The sequence below is a fragment of the Actinomadura fulvescens genome (genome assembly GCF_039533225.1).
In the GTDB taxonomy this organism is placed as follows: domain Bacteria; phylum Actinomycetota; class Actinomycetes; order Streptosporangiales; family Streptosporangiaceae; genus Spirillospora; species Spirillospora fulvescens.
The window spans coordinates 122,701-137,111 of the sequence record NZ_BAAATD010000001.1 but is presented as its reverse complement, the minus strand read 5'-3'; the positions used below and the strand labels follow the sequence as shown (position 1 = coordinate 137,111).

The 14,411-nt window shown below is 72.5% G+C and carries 12 protein-coding genes; 2 read left to right on the top strand and 10 right to left on the bottom strand.

Annotated elements, in window-relative coordinates; translation table 11 throughout:
• Nucleotides 1-18 precede the first annotated feature (18 nt).
• The 8 genes from ABD333_RS00615 to ABD333_RS00580 form a co-directional block, all read right to left on the bottom strand.
• On the bottom strand, nucleotides 19-969 hold the full coding sequence (locus ABD333_RS00615) for an electron transfer flavoprotein subunit alpha/FixB family protein (RefSeq protein WP_344536623.1): 951 nt from the start codon (nucleotides 967-969) through the stop codon (nucleotides 19-21).
• A gap of 21 nt (nucleotides 970-990) precedes the next feature.
• A complete protein-coding gene (locus tag ABD333_RS00610; RefSeq protein ID WP_344536620.1) occupies nucleotides 991-1,770 on the bottom strand; it encodes an electron transfer flavoprotein subunit beta/FixA family protein in 780 nt (259 codons plus the stop codon).
• A gap of 260 nt (nucleotides 1,771-2,030) precedes the next feature.
• The gene (locus ABD333_RS00605; protein ID WP_344536618.1) at nucleotides 2,031-3,347 is read right to left on the bottom strand and encodes a protein kinase domain-containing protein; all 1,317 of its coding nucleotides are present in this window, start codon (nucleotides 3,345-3,347) and stop codon (nucleotides 2,031-2,033) included.
• A gap of 26 nt (nucleotides 3,348-3,373) precedes the next feature.
• Entirely contained in the window at nucleotides 3,374-5,272 is a 1,899-nt protein-coding gene (locus tag ABD333_RS00600; RefSeq protein WP_344536616.1) for a serine/threonine-protein kinase, read from the bottom strand.
• A gap of 51 nt (nucleotides 5,273-5,323) precedes the next feature.
• Complete coding sequence (locus ABD333_RS00595) at nucleotides 5,324-6,196, bottom strand: serine/threonine-protein kinase (RefSeq protein ID WP_344536614.1); 873 nt, start codon at nucleotides 6,194-6,196, stop codon at nucleotides 5,324-5,326.
• A gap of 94 nt (nucleotides 6,197-6,290) precedes the next feature.
• Nucleotides 6,291-7,250, bottom strand: a complete 960-nt coding sequence (locus tag ABD333_RS00590) for an acyl-ACP desaturase (protein WP_344536613.1) — start codon at nucleotides 7,248-7,250, stop codon at nucleotides 6,291-6,293.
• A gap of 248 nt (nucleotides 7,251-7,498) precedes the next feature.
• Nucleotides 7,499-8,293, bottom strand: coding sequence for an SDR family NAD(P)-dependent oxidoreductase (locus tag ABD333_RS00585; protein WP_344536611.1), 795 nt, complete (start codon nucleotides 8,291-8,293; stop codon nucleotides 7,499-7,501).
• Nucleotides 8,294-8,362: 69 nt separating this feature from the next.
• Nucleotides 8,363-9,145 (bottom strand): enoyl-CoA hydratase/isomerase family protein, encoded by a 783-nt coding sequence (locus ABD333_RS00580; protein WP_344536610.1) that lies wholly within the window; start codon nucleotides 9,143-9,145, stop codon nucleotides 8,363-8,365.
• Nucleotides 9,146-9,262: 117 nt separating this feature from the next.
• Here ABD333_RS00580 and ABD333_RS00575 point away from each other — a divergent pair, with 117 nt between their 5' ends.
• The gene (locus ABD333_RS00575) at nucleotides 9,263-12,283 is read left to right on the top strand and encodes a DEAD/DEAH box helicase (RefSeq protein ID WP_344536608.1); all 3,021 of its coding nucleotides are present in this window, start codon (nucleotides 9,263-9,265) and stop codon (nucleotides 12,281-12,283) included.
• Entirely contained in the window at nucleotides 12,283-13,101 is an 819-nt protein-coding gene (locus ABD333_RS00570) for an SWIM zinc finger family protein (protein ID WP_344536606.1), read from the top strand. The genes ABD333_RS00575 and ABD333_RS00570 overlap by 1 nt, the downstream gene beginning before the upstream one ends.
• Here the strand turns inward: ABD333_RS00570 and ABD333_RS00565 are convergent.
• The gene (locus ABD333_RS00565) at nucleotides 13,092-13,934 is read right to left on the bottom strand and encodes a M55 family metallopeptidase (protein ID WP_344536604.1); all 843 of its coding nucleotides are present in this window, start codon (nucleotides 13,932-13,934) and stop codon (nucleotides 13,092-13,094) included. The two genes, ABD333_RS00570 and ABD333_RS00565, sit on opposite strands and share 10 nt — an antisense overlap.
• Nucleotides 13,931-14,410, bottom strand: a complete 480-nt coding sequence (locus ABD333_RS00560; protein ID WP_344536602.1) for a S26 family signal peptidase — start codon at nucleotides 14,408-14,410, stop codon at nucleotides 13,931-13,933. The genes ABD333_RS00565 and ABD333_RS00560 overlap by 4 nt, the downstream gene beginning before the upstream one ends.
• Nucleotide 14,411 lies beyond the last annotated feature (1 nt).

Genomic DNA, 14,411 nt, shown 5'->3' with positions numbered 1-14,411 from the left:
GGAGTCGACCGGTGGCGCCTACTTGCGCTTGTTGATCTCCTCGGTGAGCTGCGGCGCGACCTGGAACAGGTCGCCCACGACGCCGTAGTCCACGAGCTCGAAGATCGGGGCCTCGGCGTCCTTGTTGATCGCGATGATCGTCTTCGAGGTCTGCATGCCGGCCCGGTGCTGGATGGCGCCGGAGATGCCGACCGCGATGTAGAGCTGCGGCGACACCGTCTTGCCGGTCTGGCCGACCTGGAAGGAGTGCGGGTACCAGCCGGCGTCGGTCGCGGCGCGGGACGCTCCCACCGCCGCGCCGAGCGAGTCGGCCAGCCCTTCGATGATCTTGAAGTTCTCCGCACCGCCGACACCGCGGCCACCGGAGACGACGATCGCGGCCTCGGTGAGGTCCGGGCGCTCGCCCTTCTCCTGGACGACCTTCTCAGTGATCTTCGCGGCCTTGTCGGCGTCCGACAGGGTCACCGACACCGCCTCCTCCGCACCGGCGGCCGGGGCGGCCTCGGGCGCGATGGAGTTGGGGCGGACGGCCACGATCGGCGTACCGGTCTTGACCCGGGCGTGCGCGATGACACCGCCACCGAAGATCGAGTGCTCGGCGACGGCGCCCTCGGCGATGTCGACCACGTCGGTGAGCACGCCGGAGCCGGTCTTGACCGCCAGGCGGCCCGCCACCTCCTTGCCCTCACCGGTCGCGGAGACGAGCACCGCGGCGGGGGACTTGTCGGCGACGAGCTGGGCCAGCACGGCGGCCTTCGGGGCCACCACGTAGGAGGTCAGCTCCTCGTCGGCGGCCACGTAGACCTTGGCCGCGCCGTACTCGGCCAGTTTGTCCTTGGCGCCCTCGGCGCCGGGACCGATCCATACCGCGGCCGGCTCGCCCAGCCGGCGCGCGGCCGTGAGCAGTTCGAGCGTGACCTTCTTGACCTCACCGTCGACGTGGTCGACGAGGACGAGAATCTCAGCCATTGTTCCTGTTCCCTTCCTCGCTCAGACGAACTTCTTCGACGCGAGGAACTCGGCGATCTTCACGCCGCCGTCGCCCTCGTCGGTGACGATCTGGCCCTGGGCCCGGGGCGGGGCCTCGGCGAAGTCGACGACCTCGGTGGCGGCGTTCGCCAGGCCGACCTGCGCGGCGTCGATACCCGCGTCGGCGATGCCGATCGTGTCGACCGGCTTCTTCTTGGCCGCCATGATCCCCTTGAACGAGGGGTAGCGGGGCTCGTTGATCTTCTCCACCACACTGACGACCGCGGGCAGGACGGCCTCGACCTTGTCGAAGCCGTAGTCGGTCTGCCGCTGGATCTTGATGGCGGAGCCGTCGATCTCGACCTTGTTGGCCAGCGACAGCTGCGGCACGCCGAGCCGCTCGGCGAGCATCGCGGCGAGCACGCCGGTCCGCGCGTCGGTCGACTCCGAGCCCAGCACCACCAGGTCGAAACCGGTGCGGCCGAGGGCCTGCTGGATGGCGTACGAGGTCTGCAGCGCGTCGGAGCCGGCGAGGGCGTCGTCGACGAGGTGCACGGCCTTGTCCGCACCCATGGCCAGCGCCTTGCGGATCGACTCGGTCGCCTTGTCGGGGCCCATGGTGAGGACGGTCACCTCGCCACCCTGGGCCTCCTTGATGCGCAGCGCCTCTTCGATGGCGTACTCGTCAAGTTCGTTGATCACACCGTCCGCGGCGGCACGGTCGAGCGTGCTGTCATCGGACTTGAGCTTGCGCGGGCTCTCCGTATCGGGAACCTGCTTCACCAGGACGACGATGTTCATGGCCGGTGGCCGACCTCCCTGCTATCAGTTGGCCGCTGGGGCAGCGGACAGAGGGGCGCCGCCCAGGGCGGGTCGACGCGGGCTGATGCTCACAGCCTGCCAAACACCCGAACGTGCTTCGGCTCCGGGTCCCTGATTCAGCCGTGCGAGGCACATATTACCGGGCAGTAACCTGCTGGCAAATCCCAGTTCCTGAGACATTCCGCACGCCGCGCCCGGCGAACGCGTCGCCGGCCGCCGCGCACCCGCCGTGACGCACATCACTGCAGCCTCGTCTGCAACTGGCTGACCGCGCTCTCCAGCGAGCTCTGCAATCCGTACATCGGCCCGAAGCTCGGCGTCATCGAGATGGCGCCCACCACCGCCAGGAACGCCACGACCCCCAGCAGCACGCCGCCCACCGCGATGGCCCGCGGCGTCCCGGCGACCCCGGCCACCAGCCGCTGCAATCCCCGCCGAGGCCCGGAGATCCCCGGCGCCGCCCACAGGGCCGCCACTCCGGCTCCCACCCCGACCGCACAGGCCGCGAGCGGATCGACCTCGACGCCCACGGCCGAGCCGGACGCCAGTCCCAACGTCACCACCAGCGCGAACACCCCGGCGTAGGGCACCGTGACGACCGTCGTCCCCACCGCCATGGCCCATCCCCGCCCGGCGGCCCCGCGCAGGAGCACGACCGCGACGACCGACACCACGGCCCCCACGACCGGCAACATCACCGCGAACCCCGCGGCGGCGACCACCACCATCGCCGCCAGCAGCCGAGCCCAGGCCTGGACGACGGCAGTCCCGACCGGCCCGGAACCGTTCCCCGAACGCCTCGCTCCAGCACCGCCCGTCGCGACCCCGGAGATGGAAGCGGTCGCGGACGCGCTCGTGGACGGCGCAACGCCCGCAGGCACAGGCAGAGGCACAGCCCGGGATGCGGCAGCCACGACGGACGGTGCGGCGGCGGCCGGGATTGGAGCCGGGGGTGGTTCCAACTGGGTGACGGCCTCTACCAGGGTCTTGGCCGTGGGGCGGGCCGTCTCGGCGGGGGCGGCGGCGGCCTCCAGGAGCGGCTGGAGGGTGGCCGGGACGGCGCCCCCGGCGGCGTGGCTGACGACGGCCGCCCATGCCTGGATGTCGGCGGCCGGCTCGGCGGGGGCGGCGAGCGCGAAGTCGATGATGACCGGGGAGCCGTCCACGACCAGGACGTCCTGGGGACGGAGAGCCCGATGGGCCAGGCCCGATTCGTGGATGGCGGCCAGGGCTTTGGCGAGGTCGAGGGCCAGCCGGTGGAGGGCGGCTCCGGCCAGCGGGCCCTGCTCGGCGACGAACCGGTCCAGGGAACGGCCCGGGACGAAGCGCGAGACGACGTAGGGCCGGACGGCCTCGGGATCGCCGTCGAGGACGTCCACCACGTACGGGCTGCGGACGGCGCGCATGCGGTCGAGGTCGGCCCGGAGCCGGTCACGGGCCTCGTCCGGCAGCAGGCGGATCGCCACGTCGCGGCCGGTGGGGCCCGCGGCGCGGTGGACGTCGCCGGCACCGAGGCGCGTCAGGACACGGTAGGCGCCGATGTGTTCCTCGCTCATCGGCTCGCCACCCTATCGGGACGGCGTCAGATGAAAGGGAGACCGCCGAGAAGGTCGCGGACATCGCCGCGGAGGTCTTCGAGGTTCTGGCTCATCCCGTCCACCGGTGTGGTGTCGGGCGGCTGCTTCTGCGACAGCAGCACCAGCATCGCGGCGAAGAGGCCGATCACCACCGCGCCGCCGACGGCGGCCTCCGTCCGCGGCAGGACGGCGCCCCAGAGGCGCGCCATCTGGCGCCGTGGGGCGCCGCTGCCGGGTGCGAGACACAGCAGGCCGATGATCAGCATCGCGGAGTAGGCGATGGCCTCGGAGGCCCTCATCGTGTCGTTGGCGAACATCAGGACGCCGAGGACGACCAGTCCCGCGAGCGCGGCCAGCGCCGCCAGGAGGGCGGTGACCAGCAGCGCGCCCGGCAGGTGCAGCGGCGACTTGAGCGTCGCCGCGACCGCGTCGCCCGCGCGCGGGCCGCGCCGGGTGCGCTTGCCCTCCATGCCCTTGGCGGCCTTGTCGCCCGCGCGGAGGACGAGCACGCCGACGGTGGTGACGGCGACCGCGAGGACTGGCGCGATTCTGGCGAAGCCGAGGAGCGCGACCAGGACGAGGAGGCTGAGCAGGCGGTACCAGCCGTACGGCTTGCGTTGCTCCGCGGCGGGCGCGGCGGGCGTAGCGGGCGCCGGCGGGCGTTCGGGGCGGCGTTCCGGGCTCGGCTGCGCGCCGCCGTTGTAGGGGACGGGCGGCGGTGTGTCTTGCCGCGGCTGCAGACCGCCACGGCGCGGGCGGGCCGGCGGCTGTTGCGCGTAACCGCTGTAGGTGTTGGGCTGCTCGTACGGGCCCGGAGCGGGCGGCGGTACGGGCGGCGGCGCGGCCGGGGGCAACTGGCCGACGAAGTCCTTGGGCTGCTGCGTGGGCACGGGCGCGGGCATCGGCACCGGGGTGGGTGCCGGGGCCGGTGGTGGCGTGACCGGGTCGGTGGCCGGCCGTGCCGGGGCGGGGCCAGTGGAGGGCATGGCGAACTGCCTTGCCTGGTCCATCCGTTCCGGGGGCGGCTGCTCCACCGGCTGGGAGGTGCTGTCGGGACGCGTGTAGTGCTCGTCCACGCGGGTCTGGTCGGTGATCGTCGCTTCGAGGTGGATGCGGCGGGTGAGCTGGACCAGGTTGACCGCGGTGGGGCGTTCGGCCGGGTGCCGCACCATCGCGGACCGCACGACCGGGTAGAGCGCCTCGGGCATGCCGTCCAGGTCCGGCGTGCCCTGCATGATCTTGTAGAAGATCGACTCGAACGTGCCGGAGCCGAACGGCGGGCGCCCGGTCGCGGCGTAGGCCAGCGTGCCCGCCCAGGCGTGCACGTCGGACGCGGGACCGGCGTCCTCACCCTCGATGATCTCCGGTGCGAGGTAGCCGGGCGTGCCGATGACCATGCCGGTGGCGGTCAGCCGGGTGGCGTCCGCGCCCTGCGCGATACCGAAGTCGATCACGACCGGCTCGCTGTCGACCAGCATGACGTTGCCCGGCTTGAGGTCGCGGTGCACGATGCCGGCGCCGTGGATCGCCGACAGGGCCGCGGCCAGTCCGGTCGCGAGACGCTGCAGCGCCTGGCCGAAGATCGGGCCGTTCTCCTCGACGATCTCTTCGAGGGTGCGGCCCGGCACGTACTGGGTCACGATGTAGGGCCGGTCGGCCGTGACGTCGGCGTCGAGGATCTCCGCGACGTGCGGGCTGTGCACCCGCCGCATCGAGTCGACCTCGCGGGCCAGCCGGCGGCGGGCCGTGGCGTCGCCGGCGACCTGCGGTCGCAGCACCTTGATGGCCACGTTGCGCCCCTCGGGGTCGGCGCCGAGATACACGACGCCCATGCCGCCCTCCCCCAAGGTGCGGAGCACGCGATAGTGGCCGATCCTGTCCCCGGACGTGACAACCCCCTCCATCGTTTCCGAAACCCTACCGCCGCCCATGACACCGGGTGGATCTGGCGGACATCAGGCCGCCGCGCCGTCGTACCGCACCGTGACCTGCCGATCTCTCTCCGCGAACGCCCGTGCCGGGCGGCGCGCGGGGGTGCCCGCGCTCCGCTGGGCGAGGCTCCCGGCGAACCAGCGGGCCGTCGGGCGCTCGGCCGGGTCGCGCCGCAGCGCCAGGCGCAGCAGCGGGGCGAGCGGCTCGGGCGCGCCGTCGAGGTCGGCCTTGCCGCGCAGGATGCGGAAGCAGACACCGTGCAGCGTGCCGCGGCCGAACGGGTGGCGGCCGGTCGCGGCGTACGCCACCGTCGCCGCCCACGAGAAGACGTCGGAGGCCGTGGAGGCGGGCTGTCCCTCGATCAGCTCGGGCGCGAGGTAGGCGGGCGTGCCGATGACCATCCCGGGCCGGGTGATCTGGCGCGCCCCGGCCTCCTGGGCGATCCCGAAGTCGATCAGGGTGGGCCGGTCGCCCAGCACGATGACGTTGCCCGGCGAGACGTCCCGGTGCAGGACTCCCGCGTCGTGGACCGCCGCGAGCCCGAGGGCCAGCGAGCGCGCGAACCGCAGCAGCCGGTCGCCGCGCAGCGGGCCGTACGCCTCGACGAGGTCGCCCAGCGCGAGCCCCGGCACGTACTGCAGGACGACGTACGGCCGGTCATCGGCGACGCCCGCGTCCAGCAGGCGCGCCACGTACGGGCTGTCGACGCGCGCCTGTGCGGCGACCTCGCGGGCCAGCCGGCGGCGCGCCTCGGGTTCGCCCGCGACGTCGTCGATCAGCTCCTTGATCGCCACCTCGCGTCCGGCCGGGTCGATGCCCAGCCGCACGACGGCCGTGCTCCCCCGGCCGATCTCGCCCAGCAACCGATACGCGCCCAGCCGCCGATGAGTCCCCATACACCCTTTGACGCCAGGAGGCGGGCCCGCGTTCCGGCCGTGACCCGCCCGTTATGGATCTTTGTCGGACGAGCCGCGGACGGGCCGCGGGCGGTCAGGCGTTGCTCGCCGCCCGGGCCGCCTGGCGGGCGCGCCGCTCCTCGCGGCGGGTCTCGAACTTGGTCGCCGCGGCGTCGAGCTCGTCCAGGAACGCGCCGAGCTCCTCGCGCGCCCGCTCGCCCTCGCCGCTCAGCCCCTCCATCTCGAAGACGCCGAGCTTGCGCAGCACCGGGCGCAGCACGTCGTCGTGGTGGAGCCGCAGGTCGTAGATGCCCGCGTTCGCGATGATCACGGACTTGCGCAGGAAGCCCTCGATGCCGTGGCCGGGCATCTGGAACGTCTTGACGACCTCGGTGATCGCCTTCATGGTCTCGTTCGGGGCGACCTCCAGCGCGCCGCCGAGCAGGTTCCGGTAGAAGATCATGTGGAGGTTCTCGTCGGCCGCCACCCGGGTGAGCATCTGCTCGCAGATGGGATCGCCGGAGGCCATGCCGGTGTTGCGGTGCGCGACGCGGGTGGCCAGCTCCTGGAACGAGACGTACGCCGCGCCGTGCAGGAACTCGGTGCCGTGCTGCGCCTCGTACCCCTCCTGCATGTGGTGCATGCGGGCCCGCTCCAGCGCGATCGGGTCGACCGCGCGGGTCACCGTGAGGTAGTCGCGGATGACGATGCCGTGCCGGTTCTCCTCGGCGGTCCAGCGGTTGACCCAGAACCCCCACGCGCCCTCACGGCCGAACACCTCGGCGATCGCGCGGTGATAGCCGGGCAGGTTGTCCTCGGTGAGGAGGTTGACGATCAGCGACTCGCGCGCCTCGGTGCTCAGCTTGGAGTCCTCGGGCGTCCATCCCGTACCGCCGAGGGGGCCGTCGAAGTCCGTGCCCTGCCCCCACGGTACGTACTGGTGCGGGAACCACTCCTTGGCCATGGACAGGTGACGGTCGACCTCCTTCTCGACCAGACCCTCCAGTTCGAGCATCAGGCCGTTCTGGAACTTCGCCTCGGGTGATACAGGCATGCCTGCTTCCTTCGCTGGACGACGTGGTGAAGATGTGCCGTGCGACGCGCCGTGTCACCAACACGGTGGAGCCGGCGGGAACGCATAACCTACGAAACCGTAAGTTCAATGCTCGCGTTCTGGCACGACTGACGTCAAGGCACTCAAGTCACAACCAACACATCCGGATTCTTGTAGGTATGCGAGTGCCCGCGCTTGTCATCCGAGTACCAAAAGGAGACGACTTTGTGCGCACAACCGGGACTTTGTCACTGAGTGTCAGCGGCCTGTCGCCACATGCGGTTGGTAGCGGCTCGCAGCAACGATCTCGGCGCGAGTTTCAACGCGGGTAGCGCCGCCTTGTACTGGAGGCCGGGAACGCACATGGCCCGGCCGGCCGAGACCGCGTCCAGCCCCGCCCGCGCGACGTCATCTCGGCGCAGCCAGAGCAGGTTGGGCTCTTCCTCTTCGGTCGTACGCGTGAATCCCGGGCACAGCGCCGTCACGTGCACGCCCTTGCCCGTCACCTCGGCGTGCAGGCTCTCGGAGAACGAGGCGACGTACGCCTTGGACGCGCCGTACACCGCGCTGCCCGGGGACGGCGCGAATCCCGCCATCGACGCCACGTTCAGCACCCCGCCCCGGCCCCGCGCGATCATGCCGGGCAGCGCCGCGTGCGTGAGCCGCGTCAGCGCCACCACGTTCAGCTCGACCTCCGCGAGCTGGTCGTCCATCGGCAACTCGGCGAACGAGCCGAACGCCCCGTACCCGGCGTTGTTGACCAGGAGCTCTATCTGGCCCCGGCCCGACCGGCCTTCCGGCGGATCGGCGCGCAGCCGTTCCTCGACCTCGCCGCGCTGGGCGGGGTCGGTCAGGTCGGCGGCCAGCACCTCCACGCCGACCCGGTACCGCTCGACCAGGTCGCGCGCCAGCCGGTCGAGCAGGTCCGCCCGGCGCGCGACGATCACCAGGTCGGTGCCGCGGCCCGCGAGAAGGCGCGCGAAGCTCTCGCCGATGCCGCTGGACGCGCCGGTGACCAGCGCCGTTCGGTAGGCCTGTCGCATGGCCGGAGATCGTAGCGACCCGGGCGCCCGTTTGACCCGATAAGCCTCTCCGTCGCCGGGTCGTGTTCTTCAGCGGCCGTTGAACTTGGCCTTGCCGGGGCCTTCCTCGATGAAGCTCTTCATGCCGTCGCGCTGGTCGTCGGTCGCCCACAGCGCCGAGAACTGCACGCGCTCGATCTCCAGGCCCGTCCGCAGGTCGACCTCCAGGCCGGCGTCGATGGCCTGCTTGGCGGCGCGCAGGGCCAGCGCCGGGCCGCCGACGAACGTGGCGGCCCACGCGCGGGCCGCGGTGTAGACGTCCGCGTCGGGGACGATCCGGTCGACCAGGCCGATCGACAGGGCCTCGTCGGCCTTGACGTGCCGGCCGGAGAAGACCAGGTCCTTGGCCCTGGCCGGGCCGACGAGCCGGGCGAGCCGCTGCGTTCCGCCGGCGCCGGGGATGATGCCGAGCTGGATCTCGGGCTGCCCGAGTCTGGCGCCCTCGCCGGCCACCCGGAAGTCGGCGGTCAGCGCGACCTCCAGGCCGCCGCCCAGCGCGTAGCCGGTGATCGCGGCGATCACCGGCTTGGGGATGGCGGCCAGCTCCTTGGTGAACTCCTGCAGCAGCTGCGACGGGCCGCCCGACATGCCCGCGTACGACAGCTCGGCCATCTCCTTGATGTCCGCGCCCGCCGCGAAGACGCGCTCGCCCCCGTAGAGGACCACCGCGGCCACCGTCTCGTCCGCCGTGACCTGCCGGGCCGCCTCGATCAGCTCCCGCTGCACCTGCGCGTTGAGGGCGTTCATCTTCGGCCGGTCCAGCCGGATCGTCCCGATCCCGTCCTCGACCTCGACCCGCACGAACTCGCCCACAACGACCTCCAGCCATCACATCCGGGTAGACGCTCCCGAGCCTAACGCGGTCATGCTGTCGGACCACGCTGGTACCTTCGGGACCCGGTCGTCACAGCTCTACCGGGGATAACGTTCATGCTCGTCGCTCACGCCACCTGGCATGGCGCTGCCCTGTGCCTGTGGGCCGAACGCGGCGGCCCGCACGATCTCGACCCCGAGACGCATCCGTTCGCCACCCGCGACTTCACCGGCACCTCCTACGAGCCGCTCGTCCGCGACGCGTCCCGGATCGAGCTGACGATGGCGCTCCCCAGCCACGGAGACCATCCGCTGCCGTCCGCCGAGCTCGGGCCCGAGCCGTTCGAGGGCGAGCCGGAGCTGCGCACGTGGCGGGTGCCCGCCCTGGTGCTGGAGCCGTTCCCCGCGATGGCGCTGCTGCAGGCGGCCGAGCACGCCGGTGACGTCGTCCCCGGCACCGACCTGCGCTTCCTCTGCCTGCTCGCCGACGAGGCGGCGCAGCTGGCGGGCCGCGGCCTCGTCCTGCCCGCCCTGGTGCGCGAGGACGGCGATCTGGTGGCCCGCTGGCATCCGGTGATCGACGACCCGGCGCGTTTCCGTGACCTGGTCCGCGCCATGCCCGCCGCCTGCCGCGCCGCCGACGGCGGCCGGCCCGCCGCCCACGTGCTCCGCGAGGCGCTCCGCGGCCTCGTCGACACCACGGTCCGCGGCCTGGTGCCCCATCCCCTCCTGCCGCCGCGCCGGGGCAAGGTCCCCGACCGGATCCCGCTCGCCGAACGCTGGTTCGAGGCCCTCACCGGCCCCGATCCCGTCGTCCGCCGCGAGCCCCGTGACAACGCCGACGAGCTGATCGCCGAGCTGGAGGCCTGGGCGGCCGCCGCCCGGTGTCCCTCCGGCCCGCTCCGCGTCTGCTTCCGGCTCGCCGAGCCCGGCGCCGACGAGTACGAGCAGGAGTTCGCCGCGCCCGAGACCGGCGAGCAGGAGCCCCCGTCCGACGCGTGGCGGGTGGAGTTCGCGCTGCAGGGCACCGACGACCCGAGCCTCTACCTGCCCGCCTCCCTGATCTGGGCGGGCGAGGCCGGGCTCGTCGAAGGGGCCGACGAGACGCTGCTCGCCGGTCTCGGCAAGGCGCTGCGGCTCTTCCCCGACCTGGCGCCCGCGCTCGACTCGCCCGTCCCCGCCGAGGTGATCCTCGACACGGCGGGCGCCTTCCGCTTCCTGCGCAGCGCGGCGCCCCTTCTCGCCGCGGCGGGCTTCGGCGTCCTGCTCCCCCAGTGGGCGGGCAAGGCCAAGCTCGGCATGAAGCTGACCACCCGCACCGAGGAGGGCGAGGGCTCCGGTGCCGCCACCTCGTCCGGCTTCGACCTGCGCGGCATGGTCAGCTTCCGCTGGGACCTGGCCATCGGCGACGAGAGCATCGACGAGGACGAGCTGGCGGAGCTGGCCCGCCTCAAGACCCCGCTCGTCCGGCTGCGCGGCCAGTGGGTCGAGCTCGACGAGGAGCAACTCCAGGCGGCCCTCGACTTCCTGCGCCACCCGCGCCAGGGCCGCATGACGGCCGCGCAGGCGATGCAGGCCGTCATCCACGCGGGCGAGGAGCACCTCCCCCTCGTCGAGGTCGACGCCGACGGCACGTTCGGCGACCTCCTCTCCGGCGAGGCCGACCGCCGCCTCACCCCCCTGACCACTCCCGAAGATCTGGACGCGCGCCTGCGGCCCTACCAGGAGCGCGGCCTGGCGTGGCTCGCGTTCATGAACGAGCTGGGCCTCGGCGCGCTGCTGGCCGACGACATGGGACTGGGCAAGACGATCTCCATCCTGTCGCTGCTCGTGCACGAGCGGGAGAACGGCGCGGCGCCGGGGCCGACCCTGGCGATCCTGCCGATGTCGCTGGTGGGCAACTGGCAGCGGGAGGCGGCGCGGTTCACGCCCAAGCTGCGGGTGTACGTGCATCACGGCACCGGGCGGCATCGCGGCGAGGAGCTGGTCGAGGCCGTGCGGCGGGCCGATCTGGTGCTGACCACGTACGGCACGGCGGCGCGCGACGCGGAGATGCTCGCCGGGATCGAGTGGGAACGCCTCGTCTGCGACGAGGCGCAGGCCCTCAAGAACAGCGGCACCCGGCAGGCGCGGGCGGTGCGGAGCATCCCGGCGCGGAGCCGGATCGCGCTGACCGGCACCCCGGTCGAAAACCATCTGACCGAGCTGTGGTCGATCATGGAATTCGCCAATCCGGGGCTGCTCGGGCCGCGGACGGCATTCCGGGAGCGGTTCGCGGTGCCGGTGGAACGGGACGGGGACGAGCAGGCGGCGCTGGCTCTCAAGCGGGCCACGCAGCCCTTCATCCTGCGGCGACTGAAGACCGATAAGTCGATCATCTCGGACCTGCCGGACAAGCAGGAGATCAAGCTCTACTGCAACCTGACGACCGAGCAGGCGTCGCTCTACCAGGCCACCGTCGACGACATGCTCGCGCAGATCGCCGAGGCCGACGACAAGCAGCGGCGCGGGCTGGTGCTGGCGACGATGGCCAAGCTCAAGCAGGTCTGCAACCACCCGGCCCATCTGCTGAAGGACGGGTCGCGGCTGCAGGGGCGCAGCGGCAAGCTCGAACGGCTGGAGGAGATCTGCGAGGAGGTCCTGGAGCAGGGCGAGAAGGCGCTGGTCTTCACGCAGTACGCCGAGTTCGGGTCGATGCTGCAGCCCTATCTGGCGGCGAGGCTGGAGCGGCCGGTGCTGTGGCTCCATGGCGGGACGTCCAAGCGGCAGCGCGACGAGCTCGTGCAGCGGTTCCAGGGTGAGACGGAGCCCGCGATCTTCCTGCTGTCGCTCAAGGCGGCGGGCACGGGGCTGACGCTGACCGCGGCCAACCACGTGGTGCACGTCGACCGCTGGTGGAACCCCGCCGTCGAGGACCAGGCGACCGACCGCGCGTTCCGGATCGGGCAGACCAGGAACGTGCAGGTCCGCAAGTTCATCTGCGTGGGCACGATGGAGGAGCGCGTCGACGAGATGATCGAACGCAAGAAGGCGCTCGCCGAGTCGATCGTGGGCACCGGGGAGGACTGGCTGACCGAGCTGTCGGTCGCCGAGCTGCGCGACGTGCTGCGGCTCTCCCCCGAGGCGGTGAGCGGCTGATGGCCGACTTCAGCGAGTACGGGCCGCCGATTCCGGTCGAGGACGGCATCAGGGCCAGGTCGCGGCGCGGCTCGATCGGCGCGCAGTGGTGGTCGCGGCGGTTCATCGATCTGGTCGAGTCGTTCGCCGACACCGGACGGCTGCAGCGTGGGCGGGCCTACGCGCGCAAGGGCCAGGTCATCGATCTGAAGGTCGCGCCGTACGAGGTGACCGCGCGGGTGCAGGGCTCACGTGAGGAGCCGTACGAGGTGGCGCTCGGCATCGACGCCATCGACGATCCTGACTGGCGGGCCGTCGAGTCCGAGCTGGCCTCGCGCGCCGTCTTCCGCGCCCGGCTGCTGGCCGGGGAGATGCCGCCGGAGATCGAGTGGGTGTTCGCCGAGTTCGGGCTGTGCCTGTTCCCGGAGTCGGCCGACGACCTGCACCTGATGTGCAGCTGCCCCGACTGGGGCGACCCGTGCAAGCACGGCGCCGCCGTGCTCTACCTCCTCGCCGAGGCGTTCGACGACGACCCGTTCCTCATCCTGACCTGGAACGGGCGCACCAAGGAGCAGCTGCTCGGGGCCCTGCGGAGGCGCAACGCGACCGAGCCCGACCCGTTCGAGGCCGAGGACGACGAACCGCTCACCGCCGCCGGTTTCTGGACGCCGCCGTCCGGCCTGGCGCGGCTGCGCGACCGCCGGCCCGCTCCCCCGGTGCCGCCCGGGTTCGTCCTCCAGGTGGCGACGCCGCCACCGGTGCGGGTCCGCCGCCGTGACCTGGCCGACGCCCTCGCCCCCGCCTACGACGCGCTGGCGCCCGAGGGTCCTCAGCCGTAGTGCAGGCCGGTGCAGCCGACCTCGCCCGCGATGGTCGACCAGACACCTAGGAGACCGACGATCTGCTCGTAGTCGTCCGTCGTGAACTCGGTCATCCGCGGCCCGGCGAGCTTGACGCCGGGGACGATCGAGCACGCGTGGGCGATCGAGGTGGAGGCCCAATCGACGCCGAGGGTGTAGGGCGCGGGCACCGTGTACGGGCGGGCCCGGTCGAGGCCGGCCAGCGCCCGGCCGGTCGCGTCGTAGACCAGCTGCTGGGCGCGGGCGGGCGGGATCAGCTCGGCCGCGTACCGGCCGCACCCCTTCTTCACCGCGACGGTCGTGACGTCGCCGAGCACCTCGCGCGCCTCGGCGCAGGCCGCGTCGTCGCCCGCGACCAGGGCCACCGGGACGCCGAGCGAGCCCGCGTACGCGGCCATCAGGCGGATCTCCCCGGCGATCTCGCCGTTGAGGTAGAGGTCGCGGATCTCCGATCCCATCCACGTGTGGTTGAGCACACCGCCGGGCGTTCCGGCGCGGGCGTGGTAGCCGACGTACAGCGCGGCGTCGAACGACGGGTCGAGGCCCTCGCCCATGCGCATCGGCTTGTACGGGCCGCGGATCAGCGTGCAGCGCTCGTCGATCAGGTCGGCGCGGAGGTTCTTGCCGGAGCTGTGCGAGTCGGTCACGACGACCTCGGTGGCCCCGGCGTCGAACGCGGCCCGGATCGCGGCGTTCGCGTCGCCCGTCATCAGCTCGCAGCCGCGTTCGTAGCCGCGGCCACCGGCGCGCATCTCCTCGGGATCGGTGAGGCCCGAGATCCCCTCCATGTCGACCGAGACGAAGACCTTCATGGCGTGATGGTCCCATGCGCGAGCTTGCGGACGACCACGCCGAGGACGCGGTGGACGGGAACGTAACCCCAGACCCGCGAGTCCTCGCTGACCGGCCCGTCGCCGAGCACGACGAGGTGCCCGGCGGGGACCACGGTTCCCGGAGCCGCCCCGACGCGGTCCGCGACGGCGGCCGGCACCGGGTCGCCGGACACGGCCACGACCCGTTTGAGGAACCACGTGGCCGCGCCGGGCTCGGGCAGCGGCGTGGTGCGCCAGACCCCGCCGGGCAACGCGGTCTGCAGGACCACCACCTCGCCGCGGCCGGCCCGTTCACCCGTACGGCGGCGTACCAGGACGCGGTCGTCGGGGCTGTACGCCGGTTCCATGCTCGTGCCCATCACCCGGACGACGACGAACCAGCGCCGCGCCAGCGTCACCGCCGCCAGCACGGCGGCGAGCAAGCCGAGGGCGTACCGCATTCCCGCTTTCCCCATC

Coding starts and splice junctions, on each gene's coding strand:
- ABD333_RS00585 (WP_344536611.1), bottom strand. CDS start 8,293: ATGCGACAGGCCTACCGAACGGCGCTGGTCACCGGCGCGTCCAGCGGC.
- ABD333_RS00615 (WP_344536623.1), bottom strand. CDS start 969: ATGGCTGAGATTCTCGTCCTCGTCGACCACGTCGACGGTGAGGTCAAG.
- ABD333_RS00590 (WP_344536613.1), bottom strand. CDS start 7,250: ATGCCTGTATCACCCGAGGCGAAGTTCCAGAACGGCCTGATGCTCGAA.
- ABD333_RS00595 (WP_344536614.1), bottom strand. CDS start 6,196: ATGGGGACTCATCGGCGGCTGGGCGCGTATCGGTTGCTGGGCGAGATC.
- ABD333_RS00610 (WP_344536620.1), bottom strand. CDS start 1,770: ATGAACATCGTCGTCCTGGTGAAGCAGGTTCCCGATACGGAGAGCCCG.
- ABD333_RS00570 (WP_344536606.1), top strand. CDS start 12,283: ATGGCCGACTTCAGCGAGTACGGGCCGCCGATTCCGGTCGAGGACGGC.
- ABD333_RS00600 (WP_344536616.1), bottom strand. CDS start 5,272: ATGGAGGGGGTTGTCACGTCCGGGGACAGGATCGGCCACTATCGCGTG.
- ABD333_RS00560 (WP_344536602.1), bottom strand. CDS start 14,410: ATGGGGAAAGCGGGAATGCGGTACGCCCTCGGCTTGCTCGCCGCCGTG.
- ABD333_RS00605 (WP_344536618.1), bottom strand. CDS start 3,347: ATGAGCGAGGAACACATCGGCGCCTACCGTGTCCTGACGCGCCTCGGT.
- ABD333_RS00575 (WP_344536608.1), top strand. CDS start 9,263: ATGCTCGTCGCTCACGCCACCTGGCATGGCGCTGCCCTGTGCCTGTGG.
- ABD333_RS00565 (WP_344536604.1), bottom strand. CDS start 13,934: ATGAAGGTCTTCGTCTCGGTCGACATGGAGGGGATCTCGGGCCTCACC.